This window comes from Cellulomonas chitinilytica (assembly GCF_016862675.1).
GTDB classification, from domain to species: Bacteria; Actinomycetota; Actinomycetes; order Actinomycetales; family Cellulomonadaceae; genus Cellulomonas; species Cellulomonas chitinilytica.
The window spans coordinates 74,120-93,243 of record NZ_BONK01000006.1 but is presented as its reverse complement, the minus strand read 5'-3'; the positions used below and the strand labels follow the sequence as shown (position 1 = coordinate 93,243).

Annotated in this window: 13 protein-coding genes; 8 read left to right on the top strand and 5 right to left on the bottom strand. The window is 66.1% G+C overall.

Annotated features, from left to right (window positions below; genetic code table 11):
• Positions 1-35 precede the first annotated feature (35 nt).
• Positions 36-1,232, top strand: a complete 1,197-nt coding sequence (locus tag Cch01nite_RS10070; RefSeq protein ID WP_203752566.1) for an NAD(P)-binding domain-containing protein — start codon at positions 36-38, stop codon at positions 1,230-1,232.
• A gap of 204 nt (positions 1,233-1,436) precedes the next feature.
• Here the strand turns inward: Cch01nite_RS10070 and Cch01nite_RS10065 are convergent, their stop codons facing one another.
• The gene (locus tag Cch01nite_RS10065) at positions 1,437-1,856 is read right to left on the bottom strand and encodes an HIT family protein (RefSeq protein ID WP_203752563.1); all 420 of its coding nucleotides are present in this window, start codon (positions 1,854-1,856) and stop codon (positions 1,437-1,439) included.
• 187 nt (positions 1,857-2,043) lie between these two features.
• Positions 2,044-2,568, bottom strand: a complete 525-nt coding sequence (locus tag Cch01nite_RS10060) for an SRPBCC family protein (protein ID WP_203752560.1) — start codon at positions 2,566-2,568, stop codon at positions 2,044-2,046.
• 160 nt (positions 2,569-2,728) lie between these two features.
• Here Cch01nite_RS10060 and Cch01nite_RS10055 point away from each other — a divergent pair, with 160 nt between their 5' ends.
• Both Cch01nite_RS10055 and Cch01nite_RS10050 read left to right on the top strand, forming a co-directional pair.
• Positions 2,729-3,580, top strand: a complete 852-nt coding sequence (locus Cch01nite_RS10055; RefSeq protein WP_203752557.1) for a L,D-transpeptidase family protein — start codon at positions 2,729-2,731, stop codon at positions 3,578-3,580.
• 1 nt (position 3,581) lies between these two features.
• Positions 3,582-3,998, top strand: coding sequence for a TIGR03668 family PPOX class F420-dependent oxidoreductase (locus tag Cch01nite_RS10050; protein WP_203752554.1), 417 nt, complete (start codon positions 3,582-3,584; stop codon positions 3,996-3,998).
• A 3-nt stretch (positions 3,999-4,001) separates the two neighbouring features.
• On the opposite strand, the gene Cch01nite_RS10045 is transcribed toward Cch01nite_RS10050, so the two are convergent.
• Positions 4,002-4,766: a hypothetical protein gene (locus Cch01nite_RS10045; RefSeq protein WP_203752531.1), complete on the bottom strand. Its 765-nt coding sequence runs from the start codon at positions 4,764-4,766 to the stop codon at positions 4,002-4,004.
• Between the two features lie 333 nt (positions 4,767-5,099).
• Positions 5,100-5,285, bottom strand: coding sequence for a hypothetical protein (locus tag Cch01nite_RS10040; protein ID WP_203752528.1), 186 nt, complete (start codon positions 5,283-5,285; stop codon positions 5,100-5,102).
• A 562-nt stretch (positions 5,286-5,847) separates the two neighbouring features.
• Here Cch01nite_RS10040 and Cch01nite_RS10035 point away from each other — a divergent pair.
• Genes Cch01nite_RS10035 through Cch01nite_RS10025 form a run of 3 tightly spaced genes read left to right on the top strand, consistent with a single transcriptional unit; the run spans position 5,848 to position 7,663 of the window.
• Positions 5,848-6,207, top strand: coding sequence for a hypothetical protein (locus Cch01nite_RS10035; RefSeq protein WP_203752525.1), 360 nt, complete (start codon positions 5,848-5,850; stop codon positions 6,205-6,207).
• The gene (locus Cch01nite_RS10030; protein WP_203752522.1) at positions 6,204-7,235 is read left to right on the top strand and encodes a putative T7SS-secreted protein; all 1,032 of its coding nucleotides are present in this window, start codon (positions 6,204-6,206) and stop codon (positions 7,233-7,235) included. Before Cch01nite_RS10035 ends, Cch01nite_RS10030 begins: the two co-directional genes overlap by 4 nt.
• The gene (locus Cch01nite_RS10025) at positions 7,232-7,663 is read left to right on the top strand and encodes a hypothetical protein (RefSeq protein WP_203752519.1); all 432 of its coding nucleotides are present in this window, start codon (positions 7,232-7,234) and stop codon (positions 7,661-7,663) included. Before Cch01nite_RS10030 ends, Cch01nite_RS10025 begins: the two co-directional genes overlap by 4 nt.
• A 206-nt stretch (positions 7,664-7,869) precedes the next feature.
• Here Cch01nite_RS10025 and Cch01nite_RS10020 read toward each other — a convergent pair whose 3' ends face one another.
• Positions 7,870-12,318: a protein NO VEIN domain-containing protein gene (locus Cch01nite_RS10020; RefSeq protein WP_203752516.1), complete on the bottom strand. Its 4,449-nt coding sequence runs from the start codon at positions 12,316-12,318 to the stop codon at positions 7,870-7,872.
• Between the two features lie 296 nt (positions 12,319-12,614).
• Between Cch01nite_RS10020 and Cch01nite_RS10015 the strand changes: the two genes are divergently transcribed.
• Together Cch01nite_RS10015 and Cch01nite_RS10010 are read left to right on the top strand one after the other, a co-directional pair.
• Positions 12,615-15,884, top strand: a complete 3,270-nt coding sequence (locus Cch01nite_RS10015; RefSeq protein ID WP_203752513.1) for a helicase-related protein — start codon at positions 12,615-12,617, stop codon at positions 15,882-15,884.
• Positions 15,881-19,114: an Eco57I restriction-modification methylase domain-containing protein gene (locus tag Cch01nite_RS10010; RefSeq protein WP_203752510.1), complete on the top strand. Its 3,234-nt coding sequence runs from the start codon at positions 15,881-15,883 to the stop codon at positions 19,112-19,114. The genes Cch01nite_RS10015 and Cch01nite_RS10010 overlap by 4 nt, the downstream gene beginning before the upstream one ends.
• Positions 19,115-19,124: the final 10 nt, after the last annotated feature.

The window sequence follows — 19,124 nt, the reverse complement described above, 5'->3', positions numbered from 1 at the left end:
CGCGCGGGTGGACCCTGGTCACGGAGGTGACCGCGATGGGCACCGTCGACTGCGTCGTCGTCGGCGCCGGCCCCGCCGGGCTGGCCGCGAGCGCGGCCCTCGCCGAGGAGGGCGTCGACCACGTCGTGCTGGAGCGCGACCGGGTCGGGGAGTCGTGGCGCGCGCACCGGTGGGACTCGTTCCGGCTGAACACGCCCGGCTCGATGAACCAGCTGCTCGGCCCGCTGCCGGACGACGAGTACACCGGCCGGGACGACGTCGTCCGGCACCTCGACACGGTGGCCGGGCGGTGCCCGGTGCGCGCGGGCGTCGACGTCACGGGCCTGGCGCCTCACGACGGCGAGCTCGTCCTGACGACGTCCGACGGCCCCGTCCGGACCCGCTCCGTGGTCGTGGCGACGGGCTCCGAGAACGTCCCGCGCCTCCCTCCGGCGGCCCAGGCGCTGCCGCGCCGGACGACCCAGCTGACTGGCGCGTCCTATCGCTCCCCCGGCGCGCTGCCCGCGGGTGCGGTGCTCGTCGTCGGCAGCGGCCAGACCGGGGCGCAGGTCGTCGAGGACCTCGTGTCCGACGGCCGGCGGGTGCTGCTGTCCGCCTCACCGGTCGGGCGGCTGCCGACCCCGTACCGCGGGCGGCCGATGATCGAGTGGCTCCGGGAGGCCGGGTTCTTCGACCAGCGGCCCGAGGACCTCCCCGACCCGGCGATGACGCGCATGCCGAACCCGCTGCTCCCGCCGGGCGGCGACCACGACCTCGACCTGCGCCGGCTCGCGGTCGACGGCGTCGAGCTCGTCGGGCGCGTCACGGGCGCCGCCGACGGCCGCCTGCACGTGGACCGCTCCGTCGGCGACTGCGTCGCGTTCGCCGAGGCGTTCGCCGAACGGGCCCGCTCGATGGCCGACCGGGCGATCGAGCGGCTGGGGCTCGACTCGCCGCCCGACGCGCCCGACGAGCCGTTCGACTACCCCGTCCGGGACGTCGACGAGCTCGACCTGCGCGCCGAGGGCGTGACGACGGTCGTCTGGTGCACCGGCATGGGCGGCAGCCACCGCTGGCTGCCCGACGAGCTGCTCGACGGCGGCGTCCCGCGGCACACCTCGGGCGCGTCCCCGCTGGCCGGGCTGTGGTTCATGGGCCTGCGGTGGATGGTCCGGCGGTGCTCGTCGAACCTCGTCGGGATGCCCGGCGACGCCGCGGCGACGGCCGCCGCCGTGCGGGCCCACCTCGGATGAGACGATCGGCGCGCCGTCTTGCACGGCGCCCGCTATGCGAGGAATGTGCGGAAGAGGTGCTCCAGCCACCGACACCGCGGCCCACTGACAACCCCCCGTCAGCGGGTCGCGGCCCCCGCTGTCTCCATGTCCACCGGTTGCTCGGCCCGACGAGGCCTGTGCGGGAACGACTCGACGATCTGGTCGGCGGGCAGACCCGCGGGATCACTCACCGGGCAGGCCACGCCGGACCGCGTCCGACGCGGCGTCGAGCTCGGCTCGCGACACCGCGCGGGCGGGCGAGGAGAGCTGCATCCCGTCACCGGTCACCCGCGGGATCACGTGCATGTGGGAGTGGAACACCGACTGGGCCGCCGCCGCGCCCTCCGACATGAGGAGGTTGATCCCCTCCGTCTCGGGGAAGGCCCCCCTGACGGCCCGGGCGAGCGTCCCCGCCACCTCCGCGACACGGGCCATCTCGGCCCGCGGGAGGTCGGTGATCGCCTCCGAGTGCTTCCGGGGGATGACGAGGACGTGACCCGGGCTGACCGGGTGGAGATCCATGATCGCGATGACGAGGTCGTCGCTGTGGACGACGGACGCCTCGATCCGGCCGGCGACGATCTCGCAGAACAGGCACGCCATGTCAGAGCACCTCCGCCCGGGTCGGTCCGCGCATGGTCCTCTGCTCCTGCCGTTCGTGTCCGGACGCCGTCGCCAGCTCGTCGTGAAGGTCCCGCTCCGCCTCGCGCACCTCAAGTCGGCAGAAGGTACCCCGCCGACGCCACCTGCCGGACGAACGAACACCGACGGTCGGCCGTTCGGGTGGCGTTCAGCGCGCGGCGAGCGCGGCGAGCGTGCGCAGCTGCTTGCGCATCATCACGAGGTCACCCCACACGAGGACCCGTCGCCGCCACGGCCCCCACCGCCGCCCCGCGTCGTCGGCCCGCAGCGCGGCGACGAGCCGCGACCGGCCGCCCGGCTCGTCGTCCACCCGATAGGTGACGACCACCTCCCCGAACAGCCGCAGCGCCCGCGGGTCGTCGATCCGGACCGTCAGCTCCTGGCCGGGCGAGAACGCGTCGAGCACGAAGATCCGCATGAACCGCTGCCCGATCTCCAGCGCCTCGCAGCGCGGGTCACGCAGCCGGGGGCTGCGCCGGCCGCCGTTGTCCACCAGGTCGTAGCTGTACGGCGCCAGCCGCAGCTGGCAGAGCCAGGGCCACACGACGGACGCCGGCGCGTCGACGTCCACCGCGCGCAGCCACCGCGCCGGTGCGCCGGGCATCGCCTCGTCGCACGGGTACCGCCGCGCGACCTCGTCCGGCCGCGCACCCCACGTCGACGGCACCCCCATGCGGGTCGACGCTAGCGACGTCCGCCGCCGCCGACCCGGACCCCTCAGGACGCTCTCAGGTGGACAGACCTGGGCATCCGTCCCCGGCTGGCGCACGATGGTCGGGACAGTGGTCGGGACAGTCCTCGGGACTGTGGTCGGGACGACGGGGGGTGCACGGGTGCGACGCAGGTGGCTCACGGGCGCGGTCGTGGTCGCCGCAGCCGTGCTCGGTGCGTGCGCCGGACCGGTCGAGCCTCCCGCGGCCGTCGTCGTGCACGCGCCCGTCACGGTCGAGAAGGCCGCGGTCCCCGCCCCGCCCCCGGACCTCAGCACCCTGCCGGTCGTCGACCCGCTGCACGTCGTCGCCGGCCTGCCCGGCACGGACGGCCTGTCCCCCCGGCGCAACGCGGACCCGTCGCTCGGCGTCTGGCAGACCGCGGTGGTCTCGCAACCCGCCGCCGCCTACGACCGGCCCGAGGGCACCCCCGTCGGCGTCGTCCCGACGACCACCCTCGGCGAGGCGACGACCCTGCCCGTGCTCGACGAGCACGACGGCTGGCTGCGCGTGCTCGTCGCGACCCGCGGCGCGCTCCCCTCCGAGGACCGCGCCCAGGTCAACGGCCGCACCGCATGGATCCACGCCGCCGACACCACACCGGCCGGCACCGACTGGAGCGTCCACGTCGACACCGCGGGCCAGACGATCACCGTCACGAGCCCCGCCGGCACCCAGCAGTTCCCCGTCAAGGCCACCGGCAGCGCCGCGACCCCCACCCCCGCCGGGCTCTCGTTCCTGCTCGGCGTCCGCTGGCTCGAACCCGGCACGACGACCCCGCGCGTCCTGCCGCTGTCCACGCAGAGCGAGTCGATCGATCACTACGACAAGCCCACCGGCACCGCCGTGACCGCGATCCACACCACGACCCTGCGCGGCACCGGCGAGGTGTCGAACGGGTGCGTCCGCGTCGGCGACGACGTGCTCGACCTCGTCTGGCAGGCACCCGCCGGCACCGTCGTCACCGTCGGCTGACGTGGACCCCGCCTCGTGCCGGCACCTGTTCGCCGACGCCCGCCGTGCCGTCCTCGCGACCACCGGGGCGGGCGGTGAACCGCACCTCGTCCCCGTGACGTTCGCGCTGCTCGACGACGACGTCGTCGTCCACGCCGTCGACCACAAGCCCAAACGGACCACCGACCTGCGCCGCCTGCGGAACATCGCCGACAACCCGCAGGTCGCGTTCCTCGTCGACCGGTACGACGACGACTGGTCCGCCCTGTGGTGGGTGCGGGCCGACGCGGACGCGGTCGTCGTCGCTGGCGGTCCGCAGCATGAGGCGGCCGTCGCGGCGCTCGTCGGGCGGTACCCGCAGTACCGTGCCCTCCCGCCGACCGGCCCGGTGGTGTGGGCTTCCGTCCGCCGCTGGTCGGGATGGTCGGGCAGCGGCTGACGGTCAGCCGTGCGTGAGCGTGATCGTCGCCAGGAACGCCCCGCTGTTGTTCTGCACCCCACGGTCGTTCACACCGAGGTTCAGCTCACCGTCGTGCGGGCAGACGTACGTGGCCCCCTCCCCCACGACGAAGAACGTGCCCGGGTCCTGGCCGAGGCTGCCGATGACCGTCATCGTGTGCGCGTCCGGGAACCCCTCGACGTTGAACTTGTGGAAGCCCGGGTCCAGCAGCCCCGTCGGCCCGACCGTCCCCGCGAGCGTCTGGTCGTGCGACACCGACCCGGCCACCGCGATGCTCAGCACGTCCCCCGTCACGCACGAGACACCCATCGCGGTCCACACCTGCGTCGCCGGCAGGACCCGGTCCACCACCGCGACCGTCGGGGTCGTCGGCGCGGCCGTTGGAGACGGGCTCGCGGGAGCCGGCGCCGAGCTCGTCACAGCGGCGGGCTGCGCCGCGGCGCCCGCGTCGGGCGCACCGTCCGGCCACAGCGCGAACGCGAGCGCCCCCAGCACGACGACCCCGCCCGCACCCGCCGCGACCCCGAGGAGCAAGGACCTCCGGCTCGACGACCGGTCGGGCTGCCCGTACCCGGGACCCGACCAGCCCGGCGCTCCTCGACCGCCGCGCCAGTCCTCCGCGCCCATCCCGGGCGGGCCGACCGGGGGCGGCGGCGCGGGTGTCGCCGCCCGGACGTCGTCGCTGCTCGGGGCCGGTCCCTCAGGGATGCGCCCGGCGTCCTCGCTCGGGTCGTCCGTGGTGCTCACAGCGTGCCTCCCGGTCACGGTGGCACCGCGCACCGCACGCGGCGCCACCGGCAAGGAGGACCGTGTCGTTCGGCCTGATACGCCCGGACGTGGGGCACGTGCCGGGTGCGGCGTGGTGCCCGGAACGTCGACAGCCCGGACCCTGGTCCAGGGTTCGGGCTGTCGAGTGGCGGTAGCGGTGGGGTTGATGGGCTCGAGTTTGATGGGGTCGACGGGAGGTGACGAGGTGGCGCTGACCTGGGAGTACGTGTTGTTTGGCCGTGTAATGCGTTACACGTTGTCCGTCGCGCTCGGGTTGGAAACTGGAGGCCAAATGTGGGTACGGGGTGGGTGTCAGTACCGGTCGGAGATCGCTCGGCCGAGCGCGCGGAACACCCAGGCGATGCCTCGTCCGACGGCGACGGTCAGGTCGATGGTGTCGAAGACGGTCCACCTGCGGGCAACGGCGCGGCCGATGGCTCGGAACGGCCCGCCGACCTGGTGCCAGAAACCCGTCCTGGCAGCTTTGCCTGTCGTCACGGACGGAGAGTCGCATCTCGTGCCGGCGGGATCAACGAGGTCAGCCATTCGGAGGCATCGGACCGATAGCGGAGCACCCTCGGTCGTCGGAGGTCCGGGTCAAGGGTGGCGCAGCCATCGCGGAGCGACGCCGTAGGCGCCCTTGATGCGGGCCGGAGACGGCCGGACGATCGGCGGTCGGTGCGGGGCCGGGCGGTCAGGACGGTGCAAGTCGGCGGTGGGTAGCAGCGGTTCCGGGGATGGCTCGGGGCCGCTTTCGTCGTGTGTGGTCGGCTGGACGGGTGGGGTGCGCGCAGCGAGCTTGCGAGCGGAGCGCGGGGCCCCGCCCGGGAGGCCGACCGCGCGCGGCGGAGCCGCGCGCCTTGAGTCAGTAAGGAAAGTACTCACGAGGCGCTCGCCAGACACGCTCGCCAGACACGTGTCCTCGGTCGGGTGATGCGGGACAGTCGTCTGCCAGCTGATGTGCGACACGGGGCCGGTTCGGCATCCCGGGCGACCCGGTCGCCGCGAACTCGTGCGCCTCCCCTACCATCACGTGTTCGGAACGACTGACGGAGGCGGCATGGACGGCGACTTCTACGTCACCCCAGGTGGCGAGATCCGGCAACGTGGCGTCAGGGTGGATGACGGCTTTCACGTCTCGCCTGATCGTCTCCGTGCCGGCGCCCGACTCTACGACTCGCTGTCCGACGACATCTCTGCGGCCGAGCGCGCCGGGCTTCTCCTTGATCGGCCCTCGTACGGCGCGCGTGCCGTCATCTCAGCCGCGTACCGGTTCGCGCGCCACTGGTCGCTGAGCCTCCAGAACGCGTCGGCGTCAGCCCAGGACCATGCTCAGAAGTTGCGTGACAACGCGACGCACTACGAGGTGATGGACGAGTACCAGGCGGAACGGTTCAACGGCATTGGTGACGCCCTATGACGGCGTTCCCGAGCCCTCTCGCCTCGGCGGCACACGCTGAGGCGATCATCCCCGGAGAACCGGAAGCGTTGTTCTCCGATGCGCTCGCGCTGCGTCGACTCGGAGGAGTCCTCAGCGAGAAGGCGCACTCGGTCACCCACATCGACCTGACGCCCTGGTCGGGTGAGACGGCACGCAAGTACGGGGAGTCTGCGGCGCTCCTCGCAGCAAAGTTGACCTACGGCGCCGACGTCGTCGACCAGGCCGCATCGGTCCTCACGACTCACGCGGGCGTCGTGTCCTGGGCGCAAGAGCGTGTCGAAGAGTGCTTGCACAACTACCGCCAGGCGGCGTCTGCTCCGGCGTGCGTTCCCCCGTTCCAGCTCGGACTTCAGCCAGGTCTGACGCCTGACCAGCAGGCCGCGGTGGCGCGGTTCGAGAGCGTGAAGGCTACCTACGACGCGTCCGTGACCGAGACGGCGGACGCCCTCAATCGCTTGGCCGAACTCGGCATCGGCGGCCCCAACGTGCTCGCGGTCGCGCTCGGTCTTAGCAAGGCTGATGCGAACCCGTGGCATGTCGAGGGCGCCGTGGCCGCAGGCGCGACCGCGTCGCTCGCGATGATGGCTGTGGGCCCGGGCGAGATGTCCGCCCTGGCAAAGTCGGCCGAGGCCGAGGTGATGATCGCCCGGGTGCCGCGCGCGACACTCGGAGAGTCCGCGACGGCGAACTACAAGGGGACGTTCTTCCAGGCCCATCCCGAGTTGGAGGGCAAGGTGGTGGTGCACCATGCAGTCGAGCAGCAGGTCTTCCGCCGCTACCCAGACATCGTGACGCGTCAGCAGATGCACTCCCTCGAGAACCTGCGCGGCATCCCGAGCGACATCAACCCGGAGCTCCACCTGAGCGCTCTGCGCAAGGAGTGGAACTCGTTCTACCGGACTCACCCGACAGCCTCCGTCGACGACCTGCTCGACCACGCGACGTACCTTGACGCGAAGTACGGCACACAGTTCCGCCCCGCCATCGAAGGAGCAGTCGCACCGTGAGCGAGTCCAAGTTCTACGTGCTCGAGCCCGAGGTCGCTGGCGGCTGGGGCGACGGAACGGTCGTTGATCGCGAGTTCCATCCGCCGATCGTGTCCAGGCTCGTCTACGAGTTCGACGGCTGGCTGGGTGACGATCTGGTGACGACGTTCCCCGTCTACATCGTCACCGACCGGCTGCGCCGGGCATTGGAGTCCTCCGGCCTGACCGGCTTTTCCTTCGACTCGGTGACGGTGACCAGGAGCGAGCAGTTCGAGGACACGGGCTCGCCGGCGCTTCCCGAGTGGGCGTGGCTGCGTCTGACCGGCGCGGCGTACCGCGACGACGCATGGTCAGGAAACCTCGGCGACCTCACCGTCTCCGAGCGGATGCTCGCTCTGTTGCGCGAGTTCCAGCTCGACAACTGCGACATCGAACCGCTGACTGCGTAGACCGGTCTTGCGCCTCGTGGCCGTCCTGAACACCTCAATTCCCTAGCCCAGATGTCGCACATCAGGTGGCGGACAACTGTCGCGCATCACCTGACGCAGGACACGAGCCCACTCGAGCGCGTGAGGGCGTCACCGCCGCAGCGCTGTTCGACCGACGAGCTTCGTCGTCCGCGGACATCCCTGGACGCACCTATGGGAGACACGATCTAGTCAATCCCGTCGGTCGCCTCTTCGTCACGGTCGTCGACTGGCTCGACCGTCAAAGACATCGTGGCGTTGCGCAGGTGCAACTCGCCCTTCTTGTCGAGGATCAAACCGAAGGGGTCGCGGAATCGCGTGATCGTCGGTGTCTCGCTCAGCGCGTCTGTCACGCGGTAGATGAAGTACCGATCTCGCTTAACGCCCGCCAACACGAGCTCATTGTACGAAATCACGAACGGTTCGACGGGATCAGAAGCGGTCGTCGACTTGACCTCGATGTAGATGATCTGGCCGCCATCAATGCTAGATATGTCATATGGAGCCAGCTCGTTGTGCTCGGACTCCCACTTAACCTGCGACGGGTCGAACCCGCCCTCGACGAGCCGCGCCATCTCCTTTTGGTAGGCGATCCGCTCACCATGTTTGCCGACGTCTCTATTGCGTTGGTTCTCGGCTGCTGTCGGCGCAGAAGAGGCTCCACCGCCGCCGTAGCTGCCCGCACTTGGCTTGGGCGGCATTGACGAGACGGTTGCTCCTGGCTTTGCGTCAACAATCGTGACCTTGGACAGGTCGACCGCTGGAGGGGTGAGCGGCGTGACGACAATCGGCTGAGGAGGTTCGGAAGCGGCTGAAGGCGTCGGAGACACTTCGCCCCCGGCGACTGGTCCCACTGCCGAAATGGCGACGGTGACGCTAGTGCCTGGGTTCGTGGCGGCCGCCACCGGCAAGTCGAACCCCGGCGAAGTCGGGAGTAGGCCGTTGAGTGCGTCGGCCCGCTCATCGTCGAGTTCCTCGAACACTTCCAGCCGACGACGTGCCTCGGCGACGTCGACTGGCTCGACAGAATGTTGGGCAAGCATGCTGTCCCGGTTCTCACGGGTGGTGGTGAAGATCATGGCGATGGCGTCCGACAATGTCGGAACGCCAAGGAACTCGGCAAGTTGGCTTGAGAAGGCGTGCCAATCGGGCTGGGGCCTCGGTCCAGGCTGCAGGCGGAGATACACCGTGCCGACTCGATGGTTGACGCTTCCAACGCGAGTGACTCGGGCATCAATGAAGCAGGGCGCTGTCGGACGAGGGATCTCGATCTCGCCGCGCTTGTAGCGCAGCGCCAGGTCCTCGCAGACGACGACTTCAAGCCAACGCAGGTCCCGTTGAGCACGTTCGTCGGAACCTGGATTCTCGGCCCTAATCAGCGCCAAGGTGTGAGGCTTGCGCGCGTCGATCCGTTGACGGACCCAGCGATCGGGCTCGCTGCCGCGCTCGTAGTCCCCGATGACGGCATCCGGGACGGTGTCAACCACCTCACCGAGGTCGAGGAGCGTCAGATACCTGGCCAGCCGACTTGGCTGGTTGTCCGACACGAGTACCGGCTCCAGCTTCTCCCACGCCTCGCGCATGAGGCGGTCGACCGCATAGGCCGGTTGAGCCACGAATTTCTTGACGCCGCTCTCGACTGCCAGTAGTCGCACGGTTTCGGGTGCGGGGTGTGGCTTGCTGTCTCGGTGCAGGTTGTCGTTGATCCGGCGCTGCACCCAGCGGGCAGCGTAGGCAACCTCATTGCTCACTTCGCCGGCGTCGTCCGCGTCGCAGGAGAGGCGGCCGAGGAGAGTGAGCAGGTCATCGATGCGCGGTCGAGCAACATCCGTTAGGCCGAGATCGGCCGCGAGCATCGTGCCGCCCTTGAGTTGACGTAGATCATTGGAAATGAGCGGCAGATGGACGCGGATGCCGCGCGGCGTGTCTGGCGCCTCGTACCAGGCATCCTCGGGCACCGAGAGCTCGTCCGCGTCGCCGCGCCTGACTGGGACCCAAGCGCGCGAGCGCAGGGTGTATGCAAGGAGCGAGTCAGTAGTTCGGTCTCGCGGACCGGTGTGACTGACACTCGCCACGCAGTGGAAAGTCGCAGTCATGGCCGGCTTGTACAGGTCCCGGTGCAGGGCCAACTGCCGCCACAGGGTTGTCAGCCGGTGCCTGTCTTGGGAATCGAGGATCTCCGGAAGGCGGTCGAGTCGGTACGACTTGTTGAGCCGCTGAGACGCCGGATGGCCCATTTGGCACTTGCTTGCTAGCTCGCGCGTCCTCGGCAGGTTCCACCACTCGGAGAACACCGGATCCCGCCCATGCGGATGGGCCCACCCAACGTGGTTGGTGGTCTCTCCCTCGATGCGCGGGTGCCCAACGACCCCGAGCATCTCGTAGAACCTGAGCGCCTCCTCCTTCTCGTCTGCGTCTTCGGACGGCTCGACGTCGAGGAACTCAGCCTGGCCGAATGGGCCGTACAGGACTTCGAGGTCGGTCGACTCCGTCCAGGAGCGGCCGAGGTACAGGTCACCGCTCCGTCGCAACTGCCGCTGGGTACCGTCTGCGCTTCTGGCTGGGAGCAGCACATCGGCCAGCACCGCTGGCACGGCTTCACCGATGCGTTGCTGGTTGTAGGCCTCAAGGCTGGCGAGTGCCTCATGTCGGAGCCCACTGTCGGCCGCCGGATCGCGAAGGACATCCATGAGGTAGTTCTCGATAATCGTGCGCCACTGGAACGGCTTGACGCCCAGCGCTTCGAGGAACTTGTCCAAGTCCTTCACGTCGTCCGGCAGGACGGCGATCGGGACCGGAATGCCCTCGGGTATCGATGCTTCGCCTCGGCTTCGCGGTAGGAAGACGGGCGTCTGGCCGGGCGCTACCCACTCGCCGCGAGCAGTCAGTACGCAAGGAACCTTCGCGAGTGCGCTCGTGAACACGCCGCCCATCGCCTCACGGCAGGCCAGCAGGAATTGGTAGTAGTCGGCCAGCTCGTCCGGCTCGACGGCGCGCAGCTGGGCGACGAACTCGTCGGTGCCAAGCTCGGCATGCGGTGCCAGCCTCCTGATGAGTTGGCGGACTGCCCGCACACCCTCCAGGTCTGGCCGCAGCATGGTGTTGGGGTCGAGGTCGAGGAAGCGGTGCGCAGACAAGGCATCCGAGATGGCCGGCGGCAGCATGCGGAGTTCGGCCGGCGATCGGAGCGTTCCGCCGGCGGTCGGGATGAATGCGGACCGCGCCAGCGCCTCGATCCACAGCTCGCGGAGCCCGCTGCCTGAGCCTGGGGAGATAGCCGTATCGAGTCCCGGCGTGAGGGAGTGGACGGCTGCGCGACTGACCTCGAACCGCTCCACCAGATCGACGGCGAAGGTGTCGGCCACGAAGTTCGCGACTTCGTTGAGGATGACATTGTTGAGCGGCCTGGCTTCTGGCGTGTCGGCTATGTGCTTGCGGTCAAGAGTTAGGACCCACTCTGCATGGATCGATGCCCTCAGACCCGCGAAGACCTCGGTAGGAAAGTAGACGCTCAGCGGATAGGGCGTCCGGGTCTTGGGTTGCCCAGCGTCGTCCAGTGGCACCCCAATGGAGATGTGGAGCACTTCGATGTCGGTCCAGCTGTCGCCCAGCGGCTCGAGCAGCTCGCGTGCCGGCGAGAATTGATGCCGGTAGATGAGCCACTGCTCGACCTGGCTGCCGTACTCGAGCAAGGCGTTCGAAGCGACTCCGTCCCGTTCATGCACGATTGTCGCCGCGAAGTCCTTGGTCGTGCCGTGCAGCTCGATCGTCTGGATGCTCGGTAGGAAGAGCAACAAGTTTGGGAAGAGATGCTGCAGGAGGTGTCCCTCGACGGTCTCCCGTGCCACCGTCTCGGCGAACGGCAGCCGTATGACCGTCGTGTAGCCCTCGCTGCGGAGTCGCTGGACCTCATCGGCGTCGGCGCCGAGGTCATCGTCGGTCAGTGGGAAGGGGAAGGCGTACACCGGGAACCGCTGGTTATTGGGCAGTGCGCCGAGAATCTTCTCGACGTTCTCGCGCACCTGCTCGCCGTCGAACTGGAACTCGGCTCCGGTGGAGATGATTTGCGGACGCGCCGTGATTTCACCGACCGACATGAAGCCAAGGCCCTTGTGCCCGATCGCCGTACCAGGACCCTTTGAAGAATCGCCCAACGAGCAGATCGAGCGGATCTGGCGTTCGCCGAAGCCAGCACCGTTGTCCGCCACTATGAGCGCAGATCTGGTCAGAAGGAAGTAGGCACTGCGCCCCTCCTCGAGGCCACTCTCCTTGGCGGCATCGTTGGCGTTCTGGAGCAGTTCGAAGGGGTAGCGCCCGGAGTACTGCTGTCGGATGAGTTCCTGAGCCTTGCCTCGCTCACTCAGCTGCTTGCGCGCGTGATCGGAGTTGCCGTCGCGTACGGCACTTCGGATCGACTGAAACTCTCCGCTCCGGAGATGCTCTGCTACGTCCATGCCCGACCTCCGCTCGCCGTCAGACCAAGAATGCCCGTGCTCAGCGATGTCCAGGTCCGCTTCCGGGTCCGCGACCGGCTTCGAGATCTGGTAACCGTGGCCCACCGCACCCGACGCACCCCTGGTGCCGCCCTGGCCGGTGCGAGCCAACGTCTGGCCCTGCCGCGGCTGGATCGAGGTCATTGACCAGCACGTCCGAGCGGCGGACGGTCATCCGAAGGTCGGCCAAGTCCTATCCCAGGATGTCGGTCGGGAGGACTACGGTCCCCGTCACGGGAAGCTGCTGTCACGAGGCGCTGGTCGCGTGAGATGGAAGTCAGGCGGCGGACGGAGTCATAGCTAGGGAGAGGCGTGGCCGCGGAGTCGTGTGTGCGCCCTTCGGTCGTCCGGGCGCCCTCGGCCCTATCGTGACGTCTGCAGGGCCAGCCCCCGCGACGCATCGACGGAAGTATGAAACATAGAGAGCGGGACCACAGCGCATGACCCGGATCTTCGACAACATCGACGCCGACCTCGGTCCCCACCTGATCGAGACCTTCGGTGCGTCGGAGCGTATGGATGCTGCTGTCGGCTACTTCAACCTGCGCGGCTGGGCCACCTTTGCGGATGCTGTCGACGCTTCAGCCGTGAGTGACGAGCCCGTGATGCGTGTGCTGGTGGGGATGACCCTTGCAGATCCCGACGAGCAGTTGCTCCGTGCCCTCCAGGATGACTTGGAAGGCACAGACGAGGACGAGGGCATCGACGGCGACGTCGCGCGCGCGCGCCGGCAGGCGGCGGTCATGAAGTTTCGTACGCAACTGATGCGCGGCATCCCGAACGCCCACGACCAGCACAGCCTCCGACGACTCCGGCAACACCTCGCAGACGGCCGTGTGAAGATCAAGTTGTTCACCCGCCGCCCGCTCCACGGCAAGACGTACTTGTGCCATCGGCAGGATGCCAATCTGCCCATCGTCGGCTTTGTCGGCTCTTCGAACCTGACCATGTCCGGCCTGCGGCACAACTACGAGTTGAACGTGGACGTCCTCGACTTCGACGCCGCCAAGAAGTTGGATGCGTGGTTTATCGCCCGCTGGGAGGACAAGTTCTCCATCGACATCACCGCGGACCTGATTTCGCTGATCGATGAGTCCTGGGCCGGCGAAGATCCGCTCACACCGTACGAAGTATTCCTGAAGGTCTGTTGGCACCTATCCAGGGATGTTCGAGAGGGCCTCATCGAGTACAGCCTGCCGCCTTCCATGCGTGAGAAGCTGCTCGAGTACCAGGTCAACGCAGTGCAGACCCTCGCGCGGCGGATCGTAACTCGAGGCGGCACCATGCTTGGCGACGTCGTGGGACTCGGCAAGACCCTCACGGCTGTTGCGGCGGCGCTGATGCTCCGGGAGGAGTACGGCTACTCGACACTCGTCCTTTGCCCCAAGAACCTCGTGAAGATGTGGCAGGAGCACCTCGATGCCTACGACGTGCCCGGACGCGTCGTTTCATACACGCAGGCGCATCGGGATTTGCCCGACATGCGCGCGTATCAGCTCGTCATCTGTGACGAGTCGCACACGCTCCGGTCCGACAAGCGCCGTGACTACGTCGCCATCAAGGACTACATCGAGAACGCAGGCAGCAAGGTCCTGCTGCTGACGGCCACTCCCTACAATATTCGATTCACCGACGTTGCGAACCAGCTGGGGCTCTACATCGACGACGACGACGATCTCGGACTGCAGCCGCTTTCGGCGATGCTTCTCGACCCCCGGCTCGCGGAGCAGGTCGACTTCAAGACGAACACGCTGCTGGCCTTCCGCAGGTCGGAACAGGCGGACGACTGGAAGCGGCTGATGTCTGAGCACCTCGTCCGGCGGACACGGTCCTTTGTGCGGAACAACTACGCCAGAACCGACGCCGAGAACGGACGCGACTACCTTCTGTACCCGGACGGTAGCCGTTTCTACTTCCCCGAGCGCACGCCAAAGCCCATCGATCACTCGTTTGGCGTGGACGACCCCGCCTCGGTCATGGCGTCGGATAACACGCTCAACACAATCGATGGATTGCGCCTGCCCCGTTACAATCTCGGGGCGTATGTGAATCCGAAGTCGCAGCGGACTACGGAGGAAACAGACCTCGTCGAGCGCCTTCAGCGCGCCAGCGGTCACTTGACCGGCTTTATCCGCACCGGCTTGTACAAGCGGCTTTCGTCATGTGGGCACTCGTACGTTCTCTCGGTAACCCGTCACCTGGCCCGAAACGACATGTGGCTCTACGCAATAGCAAACGATTTGCCATTGCCAGTGGGCACCGTGCTCGACGCGATGTTCAACAGCGCCCAGGACGACGAAAGCGAAGCCGACGAAGGCGACCGATCTCTGGGGAACGGTAAGGCGGACTACGAGGCTCTCAGGCAGCGCAACCCAAGCAGTGTGACTTGGGTCCGTGCTGGAATCTTCAAGCGGGCGCTCGCCACGGACATTCAGCTCGACTCCGACGAGCTGCGAGACTTGCTTAGTACATACGGCGAGTGGACCGTCGGCGCTGACTCCAAAATTGCAGCGCTCGTCGAACTTGTCAGCAAGACGCACGCTGACGAGAAGGTCCTCGTGTTTACCGAATACAAGGACACCGCCGAGTACGTAGCCAGAGCCCTAAGAGCGGCCCATGTCGACAAGGTCTCCCTGGTGACTGGCGACACTGAAGACCCGACCTCGGCAGTCCGCGCGTTCGCCCCAATTTCCAACCGGAAGCCGAACGACGAGGCAAAAATCGAGCTGGGCGAGACGGCGCAGAACCGCGTCCTCATCGCCACCGATGTCCTCTCGGAGGGGCAAAATCTCCAAGACGCTCACATCGTGGTCAACTACGACCTTCCCTGGGCCATCATCCGGCTCATTCAGCGTGCCGGCCGGGTGGACCGCGTCGGGCAAAAGGCCGAAGAGATTCTCATCTACTCCTTCTTTCATGAGTCAGTCGAGAACGTCATCTCCCTACGTCAACGGATCAAGGATCGCCTCGCAGCCAACGCCGAGGCGTTCGGCTCAGACGAGGTGTTCTTCGGCACCGAGGACGAGACCAGGGCGATCGAAGACCTCTACAACGGCAAGCTTGACGAGACCGAAGTTGATACCGAAGTCGACGCCTCGAGCCTGGCTTACGAGGTCTGGTCACGAGCCGAGAACGAGACGCCGGAAATTGCCCACAAGGTCACCGAACTACCCGACCTCGTCCACGCAACCCGCGCATCCACGGCAGCGGACGACCTCTCAGGCGTCGCATGCTACGTTCGCACCGAGAACGGCACCGATGGTTTCGGGTTCGCATCAAAGTCGGGCGACCAGAGACTCCTGACGGGCCATGAGGCGCTCCGTGTGTTCCGTGCCGAGGTGAACACTCCGAGCATGGAATTACGCGTCGACCACTTCGAGCTTACGGCTGCTCTCGCACGTGGCCCGCTCGCAAAGCCCACCACTATCGAGGGACGGCTGCGTGGCATCCGTAAGCGTGTCTGGAGCCGGCTGAACGGCAATTTTGTAAGTCTCAACCCCGGCGTCGGCGACGCACTCGAAGCGCTATTCCGCCGTCCCCTGACACGCGACGCCGAGCGACGGCTCAAGTCTGCGCTCGCAACCCGAGCGAACGACGACGACCTAGCAGACCTCGTCGCCCTCCTGCATCGGGACAACAGACTAATCATTCCTGACACTGCCGGGAGCGACCCCATCCGAATCGTTTGCACGATGGGAGTGAGCGAGTGACAACCCGTCTCGACTACGTCAACCGAGGGGATATACGGGGGCTATTTCTCGAAGAGCTCGGCTGGAACCGGCCCGACATCACAGTCCCGGTCAACGTCGAAGTCGACGGTACGACACATGAAGCCCGGCAGGTAGCCGGTTACAAGGGAGTTCGCGTCTGGCAGATCAACAGCATGCCCGACAACCGCGCGCAGAGACTCATCGACGCCGAGCTTCGACGAGTCTCCGACGAGCGTCTTGTGATCTTCTCCGATGGTCATGTACAGGCATGGCGTTGGCCGCAAGTGGGAAATACCCAGGGCTCGGGACAGGCTCGACTAGTCACCCACAACCATGCAGTCGGTAGCGACAATGCAGCTCTCGACCAGCGGCTAGCCATGATCGAGATCGGGTTCAACGAATCTCCGAGCGTACCCGAGGTCTTACGTCGCATGCGATCGGCTTTTGACGCCGACAAGATCACCAACGAGTTCTACAAGAAGTTCCTGAAACAGCACGACGCATTGGTCAGAGCCATCTATGGTCTCGACGTCGAGGGCGATCGCAAGTGGTATTCCGCGCTCCTGATGAACCGGCTCATGTTTACCTACTTCATGCAGCGCAAGGGCTTCATGGACAACGACCGTGACTACCTGCGCACGCGGCTCAATACGCTGCATGGCCAGGGCGGAGACGGCAGCCACAAGCAGTACACCTTCTACCGTGACTTCTTGTTGCCGATGTTCCACGACGGCCTTGGCGCACCTGGCCTCCACGTGAGCGATCCATTCATCAAGTCTCTCATCGGAGATATACCGTTTATCAACGGTGGCATCTTTGCCGTGCACGAGCTCGAAGCCGCACATAGCAACATCTCGATTCCTGACGCCGTATTCGAGTCGATCTTCGACCTCTTCGACTCTTATCAGTGGCACCTCGACGAGCGACCAACGAGCAATCAGAACGAAATAAACCCCGATGTGCTCGGCTACATCTTCGAACAGTTCATCAACCAGAAAGAGCAAGGCGCCTACTATACAAAGGATGACGTCACGCACTACATGACGTCGTCGACGCTTCTGCCCGTGTTCCTCGAGCGGCTGCAGGCCCGAACCGGGATCAACCCCTGGGACTACGTCGCCCAGGAGCCAGGTGCGTTCGTGTGGGATAGCCTTGTCTACGGTTTGACTGAACCGATGCCCGACAGCGTGGAGGAGCAGCGCCACGTCTTCCCACGGCCAGCATGGAACGGCCGTGCTCCTGATACCCATGGGCTTCCTGGCGAGACGATCTGGGAAGTCGAGCAGCGTCGAGCAAATTACACACGCGTGCTGGAGCACGCGAAGACGGGCACCATCAACAATGTGGACGAAGCTGTCACGTGGAATATCGACCTCGAAAGCCTCGCCACAGCGGTCATCGACGGGATGGACTCGCCGGGCAACGTCGTCGCCGCCTGGCGAATCCTGACGGATCTCAAGATCATCGACCCGACGTGCGGTTCGGGGGCCTTTCTGTTTGCCGCGCTGAAAATCCTGCTCGAGCTCTACGACGCCGTTTTGGATGCGGCTCGGGCTCACGCGGTCACCTCATCTGACCCCGAGCTTCGGGCGCTTCTTGCAGAAGTAGACAAGCACGCAAACCAGACGTATTTCATCCTGAAGCACGCCACCCTGAACAACATATATGGCGTCGATCTCATGAAGGAAGCCACTGAGATTGCGCGTCTCCGGCTGTTCCTAAAGTTGGTGTCAGCGATCGACGACCGTGAGCATCTAGAGCCCTTGCCGGACCTGGATTTCAATATCAAGTCGGGCAATATGCTCGTTGGCGCTCGCACCGTCGAGGAAATACAGGACACCACCGACCTCTTCGCGGAGCAAACCATCGAAGCGGTGGTGGAGAAGGCTAGTGCCGTGAGCGCTGCCTACAGAGAGTTTCGCAATATTCAGGAGTCAGGCGACCCAACCGCCGTCAAGAGTGCCCGCGACGCCCTAGCGGCGCTACTTTCCGAGGTTCGTGGCATCGTCAACGAGCACTACCACTCGGTTCGTGGCATTCGCATGTCGCTCCCGACATGGCTGCGAACTCATTCGCCGTTTCACTGGTTCATCGAATATCCCGAAGTGTTCGCCGAGGGCGGTTTTGACGTACTAATCGGCAACCCGCCGTACGTGAACCGAAACAAGATCAAGGCCTACAGCTTCAGTGGCTTCGTCACCGACGGGACGCCTGACATCTATGCACCGTGTACTGAACGGGCCGCACAGATCACCCGCCCCGACGGTCGCATGACTCTTATCGTTCCGATCTCCGCACAGTTCGGAGCTGACTTTACTGACCTCCGCAAGTTCCTCGAGGGGCGATTCACACATCTGTGGGTCAGCACGTTCTCCCGGAACCCCGCGGCACTCTTCTCGGCTGGACTCGGTGTGCGCTCGACGATCGTCGTTGGGGCAGGAGACGGCACAGAGGGCAATACCCTCCACGTAACGAAAACCCATCGCTGGTTCGATGACTACCGCCCTGCACTCTTCGAGACTCTCAGCTACGTCAACGCCAACGCCGTTCGACCGCATGCAGGGTGGATCCGTCTCGTGGATGACAACGTCGCGAATCTCTACGCCCGAACCGTTCCCAAGCAACGCCTTTCACAGATCGCCGCTCGCGGGGGCAGCACGATCGGATTCAAGACGACCGCACTGTATTGGCTGTCAGTCTTTTTGAACGATCCACCCGCGTACGAGCTCGACTACACACCCACTGCACAGACCAAAGTTGGCCGTATTGCGTTTGCGACGGAGAACGACGCCAAGATCGGCCTTGCCATCACTGCGTCCAAATATGGGCTCGTGTGGTGGTATTGCACGGGCGATGACTTCGACGTAACAGGCGAGATCCTCAGGAACATCCCGATCAACGTCGGAGCGCTGTCGGCCGACGCCAAGAGGCGCCTTATAGAGCTCGCCGACGAACTCGTCGCTGACTTCGGGAACCATGTCGCCTTCACTAAGTACGCCGGCAAATGGATGGGCAACTACGTCCACTCCGAAATGCGCGATATCACCGATCGAATAGATGCCGTGCTCGCCGAAGAGCTGGGTTATGCCGACCTTCTTCCCGCGCTGGAGCATGCCTACTACTGCGCTTATAAGCCGACAGGCGAGCGACCGGGCACATTGCGGCACGACCCAGCTAAGGCGAGAGCGAACGCTGCCGCTACGTCCCTGCCTTCCGGAGAAGGCGCCTGACCTGCTGCCC